The organism is Agreia sp. Leaf210, from assembly GCF_001421485.1.
Classification (GTDB): Bacteria; Actinomycetota; Actinomycetes; order Actinomycetales; family Microbacteriaceae; genus Agreia.
Window position 1 is genome coordinate 14,415 of the sequence record NZ_LMKK01000004.1, and the last position, 17,699, is coordinate 32,113.

General features: G+C 66.7%; 23 protein-coding genes. 11 read left to right on the forward strand and 12 right to left on the reverse strand.

Annotated features, from left to right (window positions below):
* Positions 1-56 precede the first annotated feature (56 nt).
* Both ASE64_RS14555 and ASE64_RS14560 read right to left on the reverse strand, forming a co-directional pair.
* On the reverse strand, positions 57-1,244 hold the full coding sequence (locus ASE64_RS14555) for an ROK family transcriptional regulator (protein WP_055782168.1): 1,188 nt from the start codon (positions 1,242-1,244) through the stop codon (positions 57-59).
* A 59-nt stretch (positions 1,245-1,303) separates the two neighbouring features.
* Positions 1,304-1,684, reverse strand: coding sequence for a PLDc N-terminal domain-containing protein (locus tag ASE64_RS14560; RefSeq protein WP_055782171.1), 381 nt, complete (start codon positions 1,682-1,684; stop codon positions 1,304-1,306).
* A 114-nt stretch (positions 1,685-1,798) separates the two neighbouring features.
* Here ASE64_RS14560 and ASE64_RS14565 point away from each other — a divergent pair, with 114 nt between their 5' ends.
* Complete coding sequence (locus ASE64_RS14565; protein ID WP_055783090.1) at positions 1,799-2,206, forward strand: arsenate reductase ArsC; 408 nt, start codon at positions 1,799-1,801, stop codon at positions 2,204-2,206.
* A 3-nt stretch (positions 2,207-2,209) separates the two neighbouring features.
* Positions 2,210-2,713, forward strand: a complete 504-nt coding sequence (locus ASE64_RS14570) for a 2'-5' RNA ligase family protein (protein ID WP_055782174.1) — start codon at positions 2,210-2,212, stop codon at positions 2,711-2,713.
* On the opposite strand, the gene ASE64_RS14575 is transcribed toward ASE64_RS14570, so the two are convergent.
* Together ASE64_RS14575 and ASE64_RS14580 are read right to left on the reverse strand one after the other, a co-directional pair.
* Entirely contained in the window at positions 2,710-3,303 is a 594-nt protein-coding gene (locus ASE64_RS14575; protein WP_055782176.1) for a DUF998 domain-containing protein, read from the reverse strand. The two genes, ASE64_RS14570 and ASE64_RS14575, sit on opposite strands and share 4 nt — an antisense overlap.
* 59 nt (positions 3,304-3,362) lie before the next feature.
* Positions 3,363-5,510 (reverse strand): acyltransferase family protein, encoded by a 2,148-nt coding sequence (locus ASE64_RS14580; protein ID WP_055782179.1) that lies wholly within the window; start codon positions 5,508-5,510, stop codon positions 3,363-3,365.
* A gap of 86 nt (positions 5,511-5,596) precedes the next feature.
* Here ASE64_RS14580 and ASE64_RS14585 point away from each other — a divergent pair, with 86 nt between their 5' ends.
* From ASE64_RS14585 to ASE64_RS14595, 3 genes are all read left to right on the forward strand, one after another.
* The gene (locus tag ASE64_RS14585) at positions 5,597-6,019 is read left to right on the forward strand and encodes a VOC family protein (RefSeq protein ID WP_055782181.1); all 423 of its coding nucleotides are present in this window, start codon (positions 5,597-5,599) and stop codon (positions 6,017-6,019) included.
* 130 nt (positions 6,020-6,149) lie between these two features.
* Positions 6,150-7,235, forward strand: coding sequence for an NYN domain-containing protein (locus ASE64_RS14590; protein ID WP_055782183.1), 1,086 nt, complete (start codon positions 6,150-6,152; stop codon positions 7,233-7,235).
* 75 nt (positions 7,236-7,310) lie between these two features.
* The gene (locus ASE64_RS14595) at positions 7,311-8,033 is read left to right on the forward strand and encodes a tyrosine-protein phosphatase (RefSeq protein ID WP_055782186.1); all 723 of its coding nucleotides are present in this window, start codon (positions 7,311-7,313) and stop codon (positions 8,031-8,033) included.
* A 140-nt stretch (positions 8,034-8,173) separates the two neighbouring features.
* Here the strand turns inward: ASE64_RS14595 and ASE64_RS14600 are convergent, their stop codons facing one another.
* On the reverse strand, positions 8,174-8,827 hold the full coding sequence (locus ASE64_RS14600; protein WP_082466387.1) for a YitT family protein: 654 nt from the start codon (positions 8,825-8,827) through the stop codon (positions 8,174-8,176).
* A 99-nt stretch (positions 8,828-8,926) separates the two neighbouring features.
* Here ASE64_RS14600 and ASE64_RS14605 point away from each other — a divergent pair, with 99 nt between their 5' ends.
* On the forward strand, positions 8,927-9,400 hold the full coding sequence (locus tag ASE64_RS14605) for an Lrp/AsnC family transcriptional regulator (RefSeq protein ID WP_055782189.1): 474 nt from the start codon (positions 8,927-8,929) through the stop codon (positions 9,398-9,400).
* 79 nt (positions 9,401-9,479) lie between these two features.
* Here the strand turns inward: ASE64_RS14605 and ASE64_RS14610 are convergent, their stop codons facing one another.
* The 6 genes from ASE64_RS14610 to ASE64_RS14630 form a co-directional block, all read right to left on the reverse strand.
* On the reverse strand, positions 9,480-10,214 hold the full coding sequence (locus tag ASE64_RS14610) for an SDR family NAD(P)-dependent oxidoreductase (protein ID WP_156351960.1): 735 nt from the start codon (positions 10,212-10,214) through the stop codon (positions 9,480-9,482).
* Between the two features lie 8 nt (positions 10,215-10,222).
* Positions 10,223-10,747, reverse strand: coding sequence for a hypothetical protein (locus ASE64_RS14615; protein ID WP_055782194.1), 525 nt, complete (start codon positions 10,745-10,747; stop codon positions 10,223-10,225).
* Between the two features lie 37 nt (positions 10,748-10,784).
* Positions 10,785-11,333: a hypothetical protein gene (locus ASE64_RS17675; protein ID WP_200920254.1), complete on the reverse strand. Its 549-nt coding sequence runs from the start codon at positions 11,331-11,333 to the stop codon at positions 10,785-10,787.
* A 30-nt stretch (positions 11,334-11,363) separates the two neighbouring features.
* A complete protein-coding gene (locus tag ASE64_RS17965) occupies positions 11,364-11,456 on the reverse strand; it encodes a hypothetical protein (RefSeq protein WP_442853845.1) in 93 nt (30 codons plus the stop codon).
* A gap of 31 nt (positions 11,457-11,487) precedes the next feature.
* A complete protein-coding gene (locus tag ASE64_RS17815) occupies positions 11,488-12,108 on the reverse strand; it encodes a DUF2510 domain-containing protein (RefSeq protein ID WP_055782200.1) in 621 nt (206 codons plus the stop codon).
* Between the two features lie 93 nt (positions 12,109-12,201).
* Complete coding sequence (locus ASE64_RS14630) at positions 12,202-12,732, reverse strand: hypothetical protein (protein ID WP_055782202.1); 531 nt, start codon at positions 12,730-12,732, stop codon at positions 12,202-12,204.
* A gap of 81 nt (positions 12,733-12,813) precedes the next feature.
* On the opposite strand from ASE64_RS14630, the gene ASE64_RS14635 reads away from it, so the two are divergent.
* The 5 genes from ASE64_RS14635 to ASE64_RS14655 all read left to right on the forward strand — a co-directional run bounded on the left by ASE64_RS14635 (position 12,814) and on the right by ASE64_RS14655 (position 16,507).
* Positions 12,814-13,890 (forward strand): alpha/beta hydrolase, encoded by a 1,077-nt coding sequence (locus ASE64_RS14635; protein ID WP_055782206.1) that lies wholly within the window; start codon positions 12,814-12,816, stop codon positions 13,888-13,890.
* A 51-nt stretch (positions 13,891-13,941) separates the two neighbouring features.
* A complete protein-coding gene (locus ASE64_RS14640; protein ID WP_055782209.1) occupies positions 13,942-14,532 on the forward strand; it encodes a hypothetical protein in 591 nt (196 codons plus the stop codon).
* A gap of 71 nt (positions 14,533-14,603) precedes the next feature.
* The gene (locus ASE64_RS14645; RefSeq protein WP_055782211.1) at positions 14,604-14,870 is read left to right on the forward strand and encodes a hypothetical protein; all 267 of its coding nucleotides are present in this window, start codon (positions 14,604-14,606) and stop codon (positions 14,868-14,870) included.
* Between the two features lie 123 nt (positions 14,871-14,993).
* Positions 14,994-15,746, forward strand: coding sequence for an SDR family NAD(P)-dependent oxidoreductase (locus ASE64_RS14650; protein WP_055782214.1), 753 nt, complete (start codon positions 14,994-14,996; stop codon positions 15,744-15,746).
* Positions 15,747-15,823: 77 nt separating this feature from the next.
* Positions 15,824-16,507 (forward strand): cyclodeaminase/cyclohydrolase family protein, encoded by a 684-nt coding sequence (locus ASE64_RS14655; protein ID WP_055782217.1) that lies wholly within the window; start codon positions 15,824-15,826, stop codon positions 16,505-16,507.
* A 15-nt stretch (positions 16,508-16,522) separates the two neighbouring features.
* Here ASE64_RS14655 and ASE64_RS14660 read toward each other — a convergent pair whose 3' ends face one another.
* Positions 16,523-17,500, reverse strand: coding sequence for an NAD(P)H-quinone oxidoreductase (locus ASE64_RS14660; protein ID WP_055782219.1), 978 nt, complete (start codon positions 17,498-17,500; stop codon positions 16,523-16,525).
* Positions 17,501-17,699 lie beyond the last annotated feature (199 nt).

Below are 17,699 nucleotides of genomic sequence, written 5' to 3' on the forward strand. Positions count from 1 at the left end.
CCGACCACCTTCACGTGGTCGGCGCTACGCTGCCGATGCATGGCCTTCGCTACCGATTACTCGCTCAGCGACGACACCATCGCGTCGACGCGCTCGTTCGACAGAGCGTGCTCGATCGCCAATACACCTGCGCCCGCGATGGCGGCGTCGGCGCCGATGCGCGACCGGGTGATCTCGAGGTGCTGCGTCGCGAACGGCGTGGCCCGGGTGTAGATGGCCTCGCGAACGCCCGCGATCAGGAATTCACCCGCCGCAGAGAGTGAGCCGCCGATCACGATGGTCGACGGATTGATCAGACTGACGCACGTGGTGAGCACCTCGCCGATGTCGCGTCCCGCCTGACGCACTGCTTGGATCGCGTCGATGTCGCCCTGGCGAACACGCTCGATGACATCGAGGCTCGACAGAGGGGATTCGGCATCAGTCTGAAGCATCCGCCCGAGGGCCGCTCCGCTCGCGAGCGCCTCGAGGCATCCCCTGTTGCCGCAGCGGCAGTAGATCTCCTCGCCGCGTGGCACATACACGTGACCGAGGTCTCCGGCCGTTCCCTGCGCTCCTCGGCGCAGCGTGCCGCCCGAGATGACTCCGGCGCCGATGCCCGTGGCGACCTTCACGAAGAGCAGGTCGTCGACCTCAGGCCAGGCGAGACGGCGTTCGCCGAGCGCCATGATGTTCACGTCGTTGTCGACGAGAACGGGCACGCCGAAGTGAGCCCCCAGCGTGCCGGCCACGTCGTAGCGGTCCCAGCCGGGCATGATGGGCGGGTTGATCGGCCGGCCCGTCGCGTGCTCGACCGGCCCGGGAAGCCCCACACCGACGGCGAGGAGGGTGCGACCTCGCGACGCGGCGCGCTTGAGGAGCTCCGCGCCCAGGGTCGTCACCAGAGCGAGCACGGCCACAGGCCCCTCGGCGATATCGAGACGGTCCGACCCCTCAGCGATGACGGTGCCCGTGAGATCGATCACGGCAACGCGCACATGCGATGCGCCGACGTCGACCGCGAGAACCGAATGCCCCGCCGCATTGAGCGAGAACTGGGTGGAGGGCCGACCACCGGTGGAGATCGCGTCGCTCACGGGCCGCAGCAGTCCGAGTCGCATCAGGGCGTCGATGCGCAAGGCCACCGTCGACCGGGCAAGTCCGGTGGTCTGGGCCAATTCCGACCGCGTGCGGGGCTGTCCGTCGCGCATGATCTGGAAGAGATCACTCGTATTGCTGTCGCGATGCGCACTTATGTCAGTCATGTGACTAGGTTATATCGACAATCGACATTGACCGTTCCGCCGGGGCCAATGTCAAGCAACTACTCGGTTTTGCGTCGTCTCTCGTCGAGCTCGGCCTCGAGCTGACGGATGCGATCCTGCTGCCGATGGAACTCGATCTCGCGCTCGAGCTCCGCCAGTTCCTCTTCTGTCGTCTTGAGCCGCATGGACTGCCCGGCCGGGCTGGAGCTCGCGGGCCGCTCGCGTCGGCGCGGGTCTCCGAAGCTGCCGAGACTCACCGACTGGCTGTACTCACGCCCGATCGTGAACCACAGGATGCTTCCCACGAGTGGCAGGAACACGACCAAGAGCACCCAGACGATCTTGGGCAGGTGCTTCACCTGATCATCGCTGCGAAGAATGATGTCGATGAGCGCACCGACGAGCAGAGCGAAGAGAACGACAGAGATCACAACCGACATGCGCGCCAGTCTAGCCAGGCAGCTGTGCAGGAATCGAGCTTTCGATACAGATTGAATCGAAGCCGAGCAAAGCTCGGATCGTGCCCGTTCATCGACTCGGGTTACGGTGTGCACATGACCTCCGCACCGACCGTTCTCTTCGTCTGCATTCACAACGCGGGTCGCTCGCAGATGGCGGCCGGATACATGACCGCCCTCTCCAACGGCGCGGTCTCTGTGCGTTCGGGCGGCTCGGAACCCGGCCACGAGATCAACCCCGTCGCCATCCAGGCCATGGCCGAAGAAGGCATCGACATCTCGCAGGCCGTGCCCCAGCTGATGACGACGGAAGCCGTTCGCGAGTCGGATGTCGTCATCACCATGGGCTGCGGCGACGTGTGCCCCATCTTTCCCGGCAAGCGCTACGAGGACTGGGAGCTCGTCGACCCGAAGGGCAAGAGCCTCGACGAGGTGCGCGCCATCCGCGACTCGATCAAGACCCGTGTCAGCGCCCTTTTGACAGAACTCCTTCCCGAGGCCTGATCCATGGCTGCGCTGTCGAGCATCGACGTGACCTTCGACGTCGCGACCGAGGCTGCCCTGCGGGGCGAATGGGATGCGCTGGAACGCGCCGGCTTCTCGAGTCTCGGCGCGCATACCGCGACCACGAACAGACCGCACCTCACACTCGTCGCGGGGACTCCTGTCGAGCGAGTGAGCGCCCCATCGGCTGCGGCCCTGCCTCTCGCCGTCACCATGGGAGCACCCGTGCTGTTCGGCACCGGCGACCGGCGGGTGCTCGCCCGCCTGGTCACTCCGACCCGAGCGCTGCTCGACCTGCAGGCTCATGTCTACTCGACCGTGCGGCCCGACGGTCTGGTGACGCATTCGCACCCCGGCGCCTGGGTCGCGCACGTCACTCTGGCCCGCCGCATCCGGCTCGATGACCTGCCGCGGGCACTCGAGCTACTGGGCGACGACATCGTCGGCGAGGCTACGGCACTGCGTCTCTGGAATGCGGCGGAGCGCACGGTGACGCTGCTCGGCTAGGCGACGAGCGCGATCGCCACCGTGGCGATCCAGGCGAGCACCGCCACGTAGAGCAGTCTCTCGACCAGGCCGAAGTAGCGCCTGAGCGGCCCCACGAGGCTGGTCAACAGAATGAGCGCGCTGAAGACGGCCATCGCCCAAGCCAGCACGCCCGAGGCCGGCGCGATGCCCGCGAGTTCGGGATCGCCGGCGAACGTGCCTGTGAAGAGGAACGCCGCAACGGTGGCTGACGCGAAGAACGCGGTGGCGAGGAGATTGTGCCGCACACCGGTCGAGGTGCGCGGGGCGCCGGGCGCATCCATCGGTACCCACCCGATGGTGAGGCGCGCGAAGCCCAGGATGACGAGAAAGACGATGCCCGCGGCATTCGCCTCGGTCAGAGCCTCGATCAGAGCGACGGCGAGCATCAGGGCTGCGACGCCGAGCGACAGAGCCGCAGCGCGGTAGAACGTGAAGTAGTCCGTGATTCCGTACTGGCTCACAGGGTCTCGTACCGGGTTCAGGCCGGTCGGCGCCACGTGCAGATACACCAGGCAGCCGAGGCAGACGGCCACGCCGAGCAGCGCGATCACAGCGATTGCGGTCACCATTCGAGAACTCCTTCGGCCCCGTTCACACGACGGCGGCGCTCACTGTCGATCATGCACCACTACATGAGCCCCTGCGCGATGAGCGCCCAACGGATGGCCGGCGCCACATGCTCCGAGTACTGGACCGTCATGTGCACCTGGTCGTACTTCGTGGGCAGTGTGCCCGCGAAGGCGGGGCATTGCCCGTCGACGCAGCTGAAGGGCAGTGAGCTCACGGCGTGATCGCCCGCGGCGGGCGCACTCGCCTCGAACGCGGCCTCGAAGTCGTTCCAGGTCGGGTCGACGTTCACGGCGCAGTCGATCGGGCTCGATACCTTCGAGTAGCACTGGCCGAGCGGAGCCCCCAGCGGCGGCGGCGCGAGGTACACGACGCGACCGGGCGCGTTGTATCCGGCCGCCTCGGCGAGCGTCGCCGAGACGAGGTCACCGGTCGACAGCGGTCTGCGGTCGCTCGACTGACCCAACGCGAAGGCGTTCGACATCACGATCAGTTGAGGAGCGTCGGCACGGATGCGGTCGGCCACGTCCTGCTTGCGCTGCGTGCACGCATCCATCACCCCGTCGCCGTCGTTCTGCACGAGCACGTTGGTGAACCGGCATCCATAGAGCCCGATAGTGGTGATCTGCCACTGATCGCCGCTGGCCTCGGCCATCGCCTTGAACGCTGGCGCGTAGGCCATCGCCGTCGAATCGCCCACCAGGTACATGTGCTGCGGCGCGCTGCGGTTGCCCCAGGTGCAGTCGTCGACGTTGGGGGTACCGCCGATGTCGAAACAGCGCCGCGCGGGGTTGTTGTTCGAGGTCTGCGACATGGCGTCGTCGATCGAGGGAGAGAGGTTGTCGGGCCAGGCGGTGGCGGTGAGCGCCGCAGCGAGGTCGGCCTGCAACTGCACTTCGGGGTTCTCGGCGGGAACGGGGGCCGCGACAGGAGCGGCCATCGGGGTGTGGTCGCGCAGCACGCTGAACGATCCGAGCCCCACGGCGGCACCGACGACCATGAGCGCGACGGTCGCGAGGATCGCGTGCGCGCCGAAGCGGTCTCGCCACTCCTGCCAGGCCTCACGACCCGCCTCACGCGAATCGGCGCGACGCAGCAGTGGCGAATGGTGGAAGGGCTGCTCGATCAGGTAGAACGAGATCATCGAGATGGCGAGGGTGAGCCCGAGGATGATCGCCGTGACCGTGGGCGTCTGCTCCGGCATGAGCAACAGCACGAAGGTCAGCACAGGGAAGTGCCAGAGGTAGAGGGAGTACGACAGATTGCCCAGGTACACGCTCACCGGGTTGTCGAGCACGAAGAGGTAGCGCTGGCGGCCACCGATTCCTCCGACGATGATGAGCATCGTGGCGCCGACCGCGAGCGCGGCTCCCGGCCCGGGGAACGGCGTCGCGTCGGTGACCTGCACGAACGACCACAGCAGCAAGAGCAGACCGAGCCATCCGACAACGAATCGGATGCCGGTGGGCAGCTTGGCCAGCACCGGCGCGGCGATCGCGAGCAGGGCTCCGGCGCCGAGTTCCCAGGCCCGCGAGAACGTCGAGAAGTACGCGGCCGCGGGGCTCGACGCCGTCTGCTGCACCGCATAGAGGAACGACACGACCACGAGCGCGGCCATGACGATGCCCAGCGCCACGCGAGCGCGGTGAGGCGAGCGCAGCAGCTTCACCGCGATGGCGAGCACGACGATGACGAGCCAGGGCCAGACGAGATAGAACTGCTCTTCGACCGACAGCGACCAGTAGTGCTGCAGCGGAGACGCGGGATCCGTGGCGTGGAAGTAGTCGGTGCCGAGAGCCGTGAAACGCCAGTTGGCTACGAAGAGCAGCGAGTAGACACCATCCCAGATCGTCGACAGGCTGCGCGCACGGTTGAAGAGAAAGTATCCGACGGCCGCCGTCACCACGATCACGGTCAGGGCGGCCGGAACGATGCGACGCACCCGCCGGGCGTAGAAGCCGGCGAGCGAGATCTTGCCGTGCTGCTCGTGGTCACGCAGCAGCAGACCGGTGATGAGAAAGCCGGAGATCACGAAGAACACGTCGACGCCGGCGAATCCCCCGCTCGGCCAGGCGATCACGTGGTTCACGATCACAGCGATCACGGCAACGGCACGAAGGCCCTGGATGTCTGCGCGGATGACGCGAGGTCGGGTCACCTCGGTCGCCTCGTCGTGTTCTGGCATGGTCGCGTTGTTCTGCTGCGTCACGTACTACTCGTCTCCCCCGGTCTGAGCCGTGCAGAGCCTATCGTGCCGACGTTGAAAGCGCTCTCCCACAGGAGCAGAATCGAGGCATGACTCATCCCGCCTTTCGCCAGGTCGTGCTCGACACCGAGAACGCGCGCGAGCTCGCCGAGTTCTACCGGCAGTTGCTCGGCCTGCGCTACGAGCCCGGCGACGAGGCTCCAGCACCGGGCGAACCCGACCCCTCCGGCGACGACTGGCTGGTGCTGCTCGGCTCCGACGGTCGCCGCCTGCTCGCATTCCAGCAGGTCGAGAGCCTCGCGACGACCACCTGGCCCGAGGGTCCCCGGCCGCAGCAGCTCCATCTCGACTTCAGCGTCCGGAACCTCGACGAACTCCGCACCCACAACATCCGGGCACTGAGCCTCGGCGCGACCCTGCTCGACGACCGCATCGACGACCCCGACGAGGCGCTCGTCGTGCTCGCCGACCCGGCCGGGCATCCGTTCTGCATCTTCGTGACCGCCGAGTGACAGCCGATCGCGCGGCCGCGCGAACCTCGTCGCCATGCGGTCGTCTGTTTGCCTTGGACACACCCGTCGCGGGAGACTGGAACTCCGCACCGGATCGCTACTGAGTCTTCCGCCGACCTAGGAGCTCACCATGGCTGAAACAACCGAGCCGATCGACGCCCGCGTCGGTCTCTACATCGACTTCGACAACATCGTCATCTCGCGGTACCAGCAGCTGCACGGGCGCAACGCTTTTCAGCGCGACGGCATCCGTGACTTCGACAAGTCCGACCCCAACAACGATCCCGAGATCGCCGCGCGCCTCGCGGCGGCAACCGTCGACTTCAGCGCGATCATCGACTTCGCGGCCAGCTTCGGAACCACCGTGGTCAACCGCGCCTACGCCGACTGGTCGGTTCCGGTCAACGCCAGCTACCAGCGCCAGCTCATGTCGCGAGCGGTCGACCTCACCCAGCTCTTCACGACCACGACCCGCGGCACCAAGAACGGGGCAGACATCCGCCTCGCCGTCGACGTGGTCGAAGACCTGTTCCGCCTGCCCGACCTCACGCACGTGATCATCGTGGCGGGCGACTCCGACTACATCGCCCTTGCTCAGAAGGCCAAGCGTCTCGGCCGCTTCGTGGTGGGCATCGGAGTCGCCGGCTCGACCAGCACCTCGCTGGCCGCCGCCTGCGACGAGTTCGAAGACTACGACTCGCTGCCCGGCATCGAGAAGCGCCCCGAGGTCGTCGCACCGGCCGGGTCGAGCTCATCGCGCCGTGGTGCGAAGAAGACGGTGGATGCCGCTGCCGGCGTCGTCGACGCCGGTTCGACTTCGGGTGCGGGTGCGCCCGACGCCGACGCTGATGCCGAGGTCGAGCCGAAGAAGGCGCCCGCCCGGTCACGCCGTGTCACGATCCCCATGTTCTCGCACACCGAAGACGTGCCCTTCGAAGAGCCCGAGCCCGAGCCGGAGGACGCGCAGACCGTGGCCACGGAGCTGCTCGTGCGCGCACTCCAGATCGGTCACGCCAAGGGCGACGCCGACGAGTGGCTGAACACCGGCTCGGTGAAGAACCAGATGCGCCGCATGGATCCCTCGTTCAACGAGAAGCCGCTGGGCTACCGCTCGTTCACCGACTTCCTCGCCTCGCGCGACGACGTGGCCGAGCTGGCCGAAGAGGGGCAGCAGCGACTCATCCGCCTCCTCTCCTCGGCCGACGACAAGCACTGAGCCGGCTTTCCCTCGGCTTGTCCGTACCCTGAGCCGGCTCGCGCAGACACCAGCTGATCGCTGTAGCATCGCCGGATGCGCGAGCTGACGTGGGACGGTGGGCACAACATCCGAGACCTCGGCGGACTGTCGACCTCCCTGTCTCCCACCGGGGAAACAGTATGGGGACGTGTAGCGCGGGGGCCTCGGCGCGAACGACTCACGAAGCGCGGCTGGGCAGATGCTTCGGTGTGGGGGCTCCAGACGATCGTCGATCTCCGCAATGCCGACGAGGTGGGCACGCGCGCCGGCGATCCGGAGTCGACACCGCCTCGCGAGGTAGCAATCCACCTCGTTCCAACCGAGGACCACACCGACTCCGATTTTCGGGCGACCTGCATGCCGATCCTCGACTCTCCGGAGTACTGGCTTCACAACATCCGAATCCTTCCGCAGCTGGTTCGCCGATCGCTCGAAGCGATCGCTGCCTCCACGCCGGGCGTTCTCGTTCATTGCGGAGCAGGCCGCGACCGAACCGGCATGATCAGCGCCCTCCTGCTTGCGAACGCAGGAGTATCGTCGGACGACATTTTCGTGGACTATGCGACCTCTGTGCGCGCGATGGCTGCAAGGGGGCCGCAGATGAGTCCGACATCAGATCGACAGGCGTCGTGGACACACGCCGAGGTCGCTCGCTGGCTGAGCGAGGTCGAGACCTTCGTCAGAGAATTTGTCGACGACGTTGAGGCGTCGATGACGCAATTACAGGTCGACGCAGCTACGCGCTCTCGACTCCAGACGCTGCTCACCCAGCCGTGACAGATCCGATGGCGCGCCGTTATTCAGGAGGAACCGACGAAAGGCGCGGTTTTCGGTCGCCGCCGCCCCGGTTTTCCTGAATACGAGCGCGCCCGGTGCATCCGTCTCGATGGGTTCGCCGGTCTCAACGGACGGAGAGATCAGCTCGGGGCGTAGCGACCCGGCCGGTGGTTGAACGCAAGCACGATGTTCGGAACGACGGCGCCCAGGGCCGAGAGCAGCACCATCCACGGCGGGGCCACGGCGAAGGCGGCGAGGACGACGGCGACATCGAGGCCCATCTGCACATACCCCGCCCGCCAGCCGAGCTTCTCCTGCGTCAGAAGGGCGAGAACGTTGAAACCGCCCATGCTCGACCCGTGGCGGAACAGGATCAGCATGCCGACTCCGGCGAGCAGGTTTCCGACCAGCGTTCCGTAGACCGGGTTGAGGTGCTCGAAGCTCACGAGCGACGGAACGATCGACGAGAGCAGTGACACCAGGCTGACAGAGATGATGGAACGCACCGTGAAGGCGAGCCTCTTCTTCCAGAACGCCAGCGCGAAGAACGGCACGTTCACGAGCAGGAACAGCACCGAGAACGGCAGCGCGGTGGCATAGCTGATGAGCAGCGAGAGCCCCGCGGTTCCCCCAGTCACCGCTCCGGTCGTCTTCAGCAGCAGAACTCCGAGCGAGAGGGTGATCGTGGCCATGAGAATAGCCAGAACGTCCTCGAGCATGGTGTGTCCCGGCGATGCCTGCGTCACCGATCTCACAACAGGCGGCGTGGCAGTGGGCAGGGTCGAAGACGTCATTGCCCGATGCTCTCAGCGAAGCGAGCGTTGGCGCAAACGAGCCCTCTCTCACTGAGCAGAATGCAATGTTCTGCGGGGTTCGAGTGACAGAATGCATGCATGTCCGCTCTCGACTCCCTCGATGCCCGACTCCTGCTCGCGCTCGACGACGATCCAGATGCGACGATCCTGGCTCTCGCACGAACGCTCGGCGTCGCTCGCAACACGGTTCATGCGCGCTTCGCTCGGCTCACCCGCATCGGAGCGCTGAAGGAGCCGAGCCGCCGCGTCGACCCTGCGGCGCTCGGCTACTCGCTCGTGGCCTTCGTGTCGATCGCGATCAGCCAGGCCACAGGCCACCTCGCCGAAGCGGGCATCGCGGAGCTGCCCGAGGTCGTCGAGATCCACTCCACGACGGGCGAGGCCGATCTGCTCGTAAAGGTTCTCGCTCGCAGTACAGAGGAACTGCGCCGCATAACGGTGGAGATGCTCGCGATCGAGGGAGTGGTGCGCACGAACACCGCGATCTCGCTGGTCGAGACCATGCCGCTCCGCCTGCGCCCGCTCCTTGAGCGTGCCGCCGAAACCGAGTGAGCAGTTTTCGCCCGTCGCAGGCGTCTGAACAGGCCAGAACTGCACATTCGCCCGAGCAGAGCCCACCGAGTGAGCAGCATCAGTGCATGATCATGCCGCCGGTGACGTTGAACGACTGGCCCGTGAGGTACTCGCCATCGACGGAGGCGAGAAACAGGGCGAACCCGGCCACGTCATCCGGTGTGCCGAGGCGCCCCAACGGCGACTTCTTCGACCACGCGGCGACGTCTTCTTCGGTGCGCGTGTCTTTGCCCATGTCGGTGAGCACGTAGCCGGGAAGCAGTGCGTTCACCCTGATCTGGTGCTCGCCCCATTCGAGTGCGGCCGCCCGGGTCAGGCCCACGACGGCGGCCTTCGACGCTGCGTACGCTCCCTCGTCTGCTCCGCCCGCTTTCGCGGCCATGCTGGCGATGTTCACGATCGTGCCGCCCGTTTTCTGCGCGATCATGGCTCGGGCCGCGTGCTGCATCGCGAAGAGCGTGCCACGCGCGTTGATGTCCATCACGAGATCCCAGCGATCGGGCGTGAGGTCGAGCAGACTGCCGCGCGCCAGAATGCCGGCGCTGTTCACCAGCACGTCGACGCCGCCGAGCTCGGCGAGCGCCACCGCGAAGGCGGCCTCGACGGTCACGGCATCGACCAGATCGCAATGCAGGATGCGTCGGGCCGGGCCGCCCGCATCGCCAGACCCGCGCGAGGAGTCGCCGCGCGCGAGGTCGAGCACGATCGCGTCAGCGCCCTCCCCGGTGAACCTCTCGGCGATGCGACCGCCGATCCCTCCGCCGCCACCCACCACGATGACGCGTGTGCCCACGAATCGGCTCATGCGCGGTCGAGCGAGAGGCCCGAGAGAGCGAAGTATCGGTCGAACTCGAGACCTCCGCGCAGTTGGTCGATCAGCCGCACAAGCAGAAAGCTGCGTCGGGAGACGTGCCACGTGGGCACGGCTCCCGGCACACCGCCGTCGGCCGTGACCGAGTGCGGCAACGGCAGCGCCGCCCTGTACTGGTCGATCCACACGGCGATCACCCGGTCGACGAGGTTTCCGCCGTAGAACAGGTCGACGAAGAAGGGGCGCGCGTTGTCGTACTCGAAGTTGGCGGGCTTCACCCAGTCGAGCAGCGCATCGATCTGGATCGTCGCTGCTTCCATTCCGAACTCGATCGAGATGTCGACGTCGTCATTCAGCACCGCGCGAGTGCCATGCTGCGCCACTCGCACCACGGACCCGCCCTGACCGCTCGACGAAGCCGAGAGATTCTGATGGAACATCGGCCCGAACGTGATGGCGTTCCAGTGGGCAGGGCCTGTCGGCTCTATCGAGAGGTAGATCTGGGGCAGCTGCACTGTGCGTCCTTTCGAGGACCAGAAGTGGTGCGACGGGTCAGTAGATGAGCGGCAGTGCGATGGTGAAGATCAGGCCGTTGATAACGCCGAGCAGCAGCGCCACGCCGAGTGTCGTACCGACGATGGCGAGAAGCTTCGACGGGCCGCCCTTCAGGTAGCCGAGCACGCCGAGCGCGACGGCACCGAGGCCGAGCAGCGCATCCAGAACCGAGTGCACGCCACTGATCGCACCGTAGGCCCCAGAGCTGCTCGTCGCATACATGCCCAGCTGGATGAAGGTGAAGATGAACCCGAGCGCGAATCCGGAGGCCCCGAGGATCGCCGAGACCATACCCATCGTGTTCTTCGCTCGTGCCGGCTTGCTCTGCTGCGGCTGCTGGCCGTAACCCGGATGCGGCTGCTGGGCCTGCTGCGGCTGGCCGTAGCCCGGATGCGGCTGTTGGGGCTGATGCGGCTGCTGCGCATATCCGGGGTGGGGCTGCTGCCCATATCCAGGCTGTTGCGGCTGCGCGTAGCCGGGCGCCTGCGGCTGATGGGGCTGCTGCGGTTGGGGCTGCTGTGGCATGGCCGGGGGTTCGAAGGTCATGGTCGTCCTCTGTGCTCGCGGTGCGTGTGCTTAGAGTATGGCGGCGGTGACCCCGTCGACGCACGCGTACCGCTCGATATCCCACCCGGCGAGTCGGGCGCCCGCCTCATACGCCGCCTGCAGAAACTCGAGGGCCGCAGCACGCGGGTCTTTGCTAGAGCGCCAGCAGCTTGCGCTTGGCGGCGGCGAATTCCTCGTCGGTCAGCACCCCGTCGCGGTGGAAGGCGGCCAACGCGCCCAACTCGGCGATGAAGTCGCGAGCCGGCGCCGCGGCATCCGGTGTCTGCTCGGCAACGGCCTCGGGCCGGGCGGATGTCAGCCCGCCGTTCGCCGCGAGCCGTGCGTCGGCGATGGCCGCGGTTATGGCGGCGACCCCGTCGCGGAACTCGCGCACGTCGTCGAGGGTCAAGTGATTGGTGTCGTCGCCGTGGCCGACGGCGATGCGGATCGTGGCGAGCCCGCGCGTCTTCTGCAACGTGCTCTGAACCACGTCGATCTCGGCGATATCGACGACGGCGACGTCATGCAGAGTGCGGGCCGCGTCACCCAGGTGAACGAAGAGGTGGTCATGGATCAGCAGGTAGCGCCCGCCACCCACCTTCGAGATGGGATTGCCCACCGCGGCCCAGCGCGTGCCCTCGGGCAGCTTGGGTTTGGGGGCGTACGACGCCGTCGGCTTCGGCATGTCGGCCTGCCTGGTCGTCCAGGCGCGCCCGTCCCACCAGCGTTTTCCACCGGATCCATCGTCGTACCAGCCTGCGGCGACATCATTCATAGCTCTTTACCCCCACCCGAGCGTAAACCGCCGACGAGCGCGGCGCATCCACCGCACCTCCAGCGGTGGCGACGGAGCACCTGCCGCGAGCGCTTACGGCCCTTCCACCACGAATCCGGTTGCGGCGATGTGCTCGTCGAAGCTCGTGCCCTCTTCGAGCGCGTCGACGAGCCGACAGAGCGCGTGGTTCCAGCGACCCACCCGCCACGCAGCGACATTCGTGAAACCGAGATCTGTCACGGCATCCTGCGGTTTGAGATGGGGCGCGGGCAGCAGGGCCGCAAGATTGTCGACCCAGATCGCTGTCACTCGGTCGACCAGGGAGCCGCGGAAGAAGACGTCGACGTAGATGGGCAGCACCGCCTTGGTCGAAAAGCCTGCGTCTCGGATCCACTCGCGCGCGTTCTTCGCATGCTCGCCCACTCGCGCCTGCAGACCCCACTCGAGTGCGACATCGATGTCGCTCACGAGGACGGCCCTCGACGCCGGTCGGTCGACGATCGGATGACCGGTCATATTCGACGGCTTGACGCTGGTGGCCTCGTGAAAAAGGGGACCATCGACGACGAGCCAGTCGGTGCTCGGTGTGTTGGCGATCAGGCCACGCAGTTCGGTCAGGTACATGTCCGCCTCCAGCGATGTTCGACACACAGTGTATTGTCGCGAGGCCTTCGTACTGGGAGACTGGTCGCGGATCGGGGGATCATGACCAAGCGCACAGGTACAGACAGAGACGTTCCCACCTGGGGCACACCTCGTCGCCTCTCTCGACGGGCACGCCGAACCATCTCGATCCTCGGCGGCGTGCTCGCCGTGGCGCTCGTGATCTCGATCTTCACGTCGAGCTCTCCGTGGGCGTCGAGCATGCTCATCCGCGCCGTCTTCGAGAAGGGCGGCCGTGACACGGTGGCCGAGATGCTTCCGTACGTTCCGGCATCCGGGGTCACCGAGACGCTCGACGTGCAGTACAGCGACGGCACGGCCGGCGCCGCGACGACCCTGGATGCGTTCCGGCCGCAGTCCGCGAACGGCCCCCTTCCGACGGTGGTCTGGATTCACGGCGGCGCCTGGATCTCCGGCGACAAGAGCAACGTCGCCCCGTACCTGAAGATCCTGGCTGCCGAGGGGTACACGACGATCGGCCTCAACTACTCGATCGCTCCCGAGTCCATCTATCCGACGGCGATCTTCCAGCTGAATGACGCGCTGGCCTACATCGACGAGCACGCGGCCGAACTCGGCGTCGATCCCGAGCAGATCGTGCTGGCCGGCGACTCGGCCGGTGCACAGCTGGCGAGCGAGCTCGCCGGAATCACCACGAATCCCTCCTATGCGACGGTCGTGGGCATCACACCCGCGCTCTCGCCGACCCAGCTCGTCGGCATGATCTTGAACTGCGGCGTCTACGACCTGCAGCGCATGTCGGAGCTGAACGGCATCGAGGCATGGGGGTTCAAGATCTCGCTGTGGGCCTACACCGGCACCAAGGACTGGTCGGACACCTCTGCCGGCGCGACCATGTCGAGCTTGGGCTTCGTCACCTCCGACTTTCCCGCCACCTACATCTCCGGCGGCAACGGCGACGCTCTCACCTGGGTCGAATCGGTGCCGATGTCGAACGCGTTGAAGGCAGCGGGGGTCGAGGTCGACGAGCTGTTCTGGGCCGCCGATCACGAGCCGGCACTCCCCCACGAGTACCAGTTCCACCTCGACTTCGACGATGCGCACACCGCTCTCGACCGCACGCTGGCCTTCCTCGAGGCGCACACCGACGCATCCTGAGCGGCCCAGTGCTTCAATGGATGTCGACACCCACCGAATGAGAGAAGCCCTGTGCCGTCGATCTCCGAGCTGACCATCCCCAGCAAGCGCAACGTCAAGGGGCTCACAGCGACCATCGCAGAGCTGAAATCAGGCGAGCTCCTGAGGGCCGTGTTCTCGACGCCGCGCTATGGCGTCGTGTCGATCGAAGGCCGGGCGCACTTCTCGAAGACGACGAACTCGTTCATGATCGCGGGCCGGGCTCTGGATGCGAACCTCAAGCCGGACAAGTCGCTGCAGCTTCTCGAGGTCATCGATCCGCAGGCCGCCCTCGCCGACGACGGCGTGGCCGCACTCAGCGACGAGGAGGTCGCGGCACTGCCCTCGGGTGATCCGGCCGATGTGGTTCCGACCCTCCAGCACGGCGACGTGATCGCGGCGCGTTACTTCGAACTCGCCTACGGGGCGTTCACCGTGATGGGCGCCTGCGTGGCAGCGCCGGGAGCGTCTCTGATGCTCGGCACCTGGTTCGTCTCGCGCGACGGGGTCCCCGCCAGCCGACTCAACCATGTCGACGTGGTGGCCCGGGCCGCAGATGGCGAGCTGCGCATCCCCGCCGCCATCTCGTCATGGGGCGACGAGTCGGGCTCCGACGAACTCTGACCGGTCTGGGCTCCGCCCGCCTCGTTTCGACGGGGTTGTCTGACCCTTCGCCGCGCGCCTAGCCTCGATGTATGGCCATCGACCCCGACGAGAGCATGCAGTCCGACGCGTTCGATCCGGCATCCAATCATCTGGATGCGCGCATCGATACGGTGCGCACCTGGGCGCTGCGCCGGCGACATGAGCTGGTCGTCACGCGCCACGACACGGGCGCCGTCGAGCTGCGCACCGATGCCGGAAGACAGGAGCAGGCGGGGCGGCTGCTCGCGCAGGTGCACGACGAGCTGCACTCGAAGACCGTGATGGAGTTCTTTCGCGACTGGCGGCTCATCTCCTGAGAAAACCGACAGATGTCGCTTAGCAGGAATATTCTGGACAGGTCGGCGACTTGAACTCAATGCAAGCGCATGGAGATGCGAGTCTCCGCGACATCAGTCTGTAGAGAATGGAAAGTGATCCTCATGGCCAGGTTCGACAACAAGGTAGCGATCGTCACCGGCGGAGGCAGCGGCATCGGCGCCGAGATCTCGCGTGAGCTCGCCGAGCAGGGCGCGTCGGTCGTGGTCACCGACATCAAGCTCGAGGCCGCCCAGACGATCGTCGACGAGATCGTCGCCGCCGGCGGCAAGGCGGCCGCCTTCGAGCAGAACACAGCGAAGTGGCAGGATTCGCAGGCAGCTGTCGAGTTCGCGCAGTCGACCTTCGGAGCGCTGCACCTCGCGGTGAACAACGCGGGTATCGGCGCCGCTCCCCAGAAGATCGGCGACTACGACATCGCCGCTTGGGATCGCGTTCGCTCCGTCGATCTCGACGGGGTGTTCTATGGGCTCAAGTTCCAGCTGCCGGCGATCGTGTCAGCCGGCGGAGGCGCCGTCGTGAACATGGCGTCGGTCCTCGGCTCGGTGGGAATCGCCGAGAACGCGGCCTACGTCACGAGCAAGCACGCGCTGATCGGCCTGACCAAGGTCGCCGCACTCGAGTACACCTCAGAGGGCGTACGCACGAACGCCGTCGGCCCCGGATTCATCGACACCCCGCTCGTACGCTCCAGCCTCTCCCCGGAAGCACTCTCCGCGCTCGAGGCCGAGCACGCCTCGCGCCGGCTGGGCACTGACAAAGAGGTCGCCGCGCTGACCCTCTTCTTGCTGAGCGACGAAGCATCGTTCATCTCGGGCAGCTACCACCTCGTCGACGGCGGCTACTCCGCTCACTAGTCGCTACAGAGACGCCGAGACGACGTGATGCAGGTCATCGCTTCGCCTCGGCGTTTCGTATTGGCAGACTGAGACGCATGAGCGAATCGGCCGACGTCACCACGCGCACCTCTACCGTCGACGACTGGACCCGTGCCCTGGCAGGTGCCAACGGTTCGCCCGGTGGAGGCGCAGGGGCCGGTGTGATGCTGGCGATGGCGGCAGCACTGATGTCGATGGTCGCGGCATACTCGGAAGATCGCGAAGCCAGGAGCACCGGGCACGCCGTTGATCACGACGTCGATCTCGCCGAGCTGCGGGCACGCGCACAGTCGCTGCGACAGACCGCCCTTGGCCTGGCCGACGAGGACTCGGCGGCATCCTCTGCCTTCGGCGCCGCGTACCACCTCGACAAGGGGCCGGCGCGAGATGCCGCGGTGCGGGCCGCCTCGGTCGACGCCGCACGCGCCTCGAGCATTCTCGGGCAACGCGCGTCCGAAGCCGTCGACGACCTGGAGTGGCTGGCGCTGCACGGAAACCCCGCGTTGATCGCCGACGTCGTCGTCGCCCTGGGCGCCCTGCGGGCCGCGATCACGGGCGCGCGCACGAATGTGAGCTTCGACCTGGCCGCCGTCTCCCGCGCCGGGGAGCCTGTAGAGCAGGTGCGAGAGGAGAACCCGGAGGTCTGGGATTCGGTCGGGCAGTTCGACCGGGCTCGCGACCGCATCGACGCGATCATGGCGGCGGTCGACGACCGCGCGGCACCCACCGACCACGAGTAGAGCCGCTCTGGCTCGTCAGCCGAACTGCAGCAGGATCTTTCCCATGTGAGCGCTCGACTCCATGCGCCGATGGGCGTCGGCCGCGTCGTCGGGTGCGAACACGCTGTCGACCGTGGGCTTCACGAGCCCCTGCTCGATGAGCGGCCACACCGACTCGCGCACCGACGCGATGATGGCCGCGCGCTCGGCCAGCGGTCGGGCACGCAGCGTCGTCGCCCAGATGCGCCCGCGCTTGGCCATCAGCGAACCCACGTTGAACGAGCTCGAGTCGCCGCTCTGGTTCGCGATCACCATGATGCGACCGCCCACAGCCAGGGCCCGGATGTCGCGTCCGATGTAGTCGCCGCCCACCATGTCGAGGATCACGTCGACGCCGGTTCCCCCCATCTCGTAGTTGACGACCTCCACGAAGTCCTGTTCGCGGTAGTTGATGCCGATGGCGCCGAGGCGCTCGGCGAACGCGACCTTCTCGGCCGACCCCGCCGTCGCGAAGACGCGCGATCCCCGGGCTACGGCGATCTGGATGGCCATGGCTCCGATTCCGCTCGACCCTCCGTGGGCCAGAAAGGCCTCGGTCGACGCCAGCTCGGCGCTCATGAACACGTTCGACCAGACGGTGGCGGCCACCTCGGGCAACGCGGCTGCATCGAGGAGAGACACCCCGGCGGGCACGGGAAGGACGAGACTCTGATCGACGACCACGCGCTCGGCGTACCCTCCCCCCGGAAGCAGCGCGCAGACCTCGTCGCCGACACGCCACTCGGAGACGTCGTCGCCGGTGGCGCTGACGATGCCCGACACCTCGAGTCCGGGCCAGAGCGGGGCGCCGGATGGCGGCGGGTAGTTGCCTCGACGCTGCGAGATGTCGGCGCCGTTGATGCCCGCGCCCACGACATCGATGCGCACATCCGACGGGCCGACCGGAGGCTCGATGACCTCGGTGACTGTCAGCACTGAGGGGTCGCCGAATCGGGGAAGTGTGATGGCTCGCATGCGGCGAGTCTACGAGCCGAGGCGGCCGAGACAGCCACGATCCGGTCGCGGGCACGCACCATACACGGCTCGAAATCCGCGAACCTCGAGGGCGACGGGGGCCTCAGTAGTCCCTCCCTTAAAAACCAGTAGTACTGATTTTTACTGAGGATTTTGTTCAGTAGTGCAGCTTGTCGAACCGGCTTGTGACACGCGGAAA

Coding starts and splice junctions, on each gene's coding strand:
- ASE64_RS14555 (WP_055782168.1), bottom strand. CDS start 1,244: ATGACTGACATAAGTGCGCATCGCGACAGCAATACGAGTGATCTCTTC.
- ASE64_RS14560 (WP_055782171.1), bottom strand. CDS start 1,684: ATGTCGGTTGTGATCTCTGTCGTTCTCTTCGCTCTGCTCGTCGGTGCG.
- ASE64_RS14565 (WP_055783090.1), top strand. CDS start 1,799: ATGACCTCCGCACCGACCGTTCTCTTCGTCTGCATTCACAACGCGGGT.
- ASE64_RS14570 (WP_055782174.1), top strand. CDS start 2,210: ATGGCTGCGCTGTCGAGCATCGACGTGACCTTCGACGTCGCGACCGAG.
- ASE64_RS14575 (WP_055782176.1), bottom strand. CDS start 3,303: ATGGTGACCGCAATCGCTGTGATCGCGCTGCTCGGCGTGGCCGTCTGC.
- ASE64_RS14585 (WP_055782181.1), top strand. CDS start 5,597: ATGACTCATCCCGCCTTTCGCCAGGTCGTGCTCGACACCGAGAACGCG.
- ASE64_RS14590 (WP_055782183.1), top strand. CDS start 6,150: ATGGCTGAAACAACCGAGCCGATCGACGCCCGCGTCGGTCTCTACATC.
- ASE64_RS14595 (WP_055782186.1), top strand. CDS start 7,311: ATGCGCGAGCTGACGTGGGACGGTGGGCACAACATCCGAGACCTCGGC.
- ASE64_RS14600 (WP_082466387.1), bottom strand. CDS start 8,827: ATGACGTCTTCGACCCTGCCCACTGCCACGCCGCCTGTTGTGAGATCG.
- ASE64_RS14605 (WP_055782189.1), top strand. CDS start 8,927: ATGTCCGCTCTCGACTCCCTCGATGCCCGACTCCTGCTCGCGCTCGAC.
- ASE64_RS17675 (WP_200920254.1), bottom strand. CDS start 11,333: ATGACCTTCGAACCCCCGGCCATGCCACAGCAGCCCCAACCGCAGCAG.
- ASE64_RS17815 (WP_055782200.1), bottom strand. CDS start 12,108: ATGAATGATGTCGCCGCAGGCTGGTACGACGATGGATCCGGTGGAAAA.
- ASE64_RS14630 (WP_055782202.1), bottom strand. CDS start 12,732: ATGTACCTGACCGAACTGCGTGGCCTGATCGCCAACACACCGAGCACC.
- ASE64_RS14635 (WP_055782206.1), top strand. CDS start 12,814: ATGACCAAGCGCACAGGTACAGACAGAGACGTTCCCACCTGGGGCACA.
- ASE64_RS14645 (WP_055782211.1), top strand. CDS start 14,604: ATGGCCATCGACCCCGACGAGAGCATGCAGTCCGACGCGTTCGATCCG.
- ASE64_RS14650 (WP_055782214.1), top strand. CDS start 14,994: ATGGCCAGGTTCGACAACAAGGTAGCGATCGTCACCGGCGGAGGCAGC.
- ASE64_RS14655 (WP_055782217.1), top strand. CDS start 15,824: ATGAGCGAATCGGCCGACGTCACCACGCGCACCTCTACCGTCGACGAC.
- ASE64_RS14660 (WP_055782219.1), bottom strand. CDS start 17,500: ATGCGAGCCATCACACTTCCCCGATTCGGCGACCCCTCAGTGCTGACA.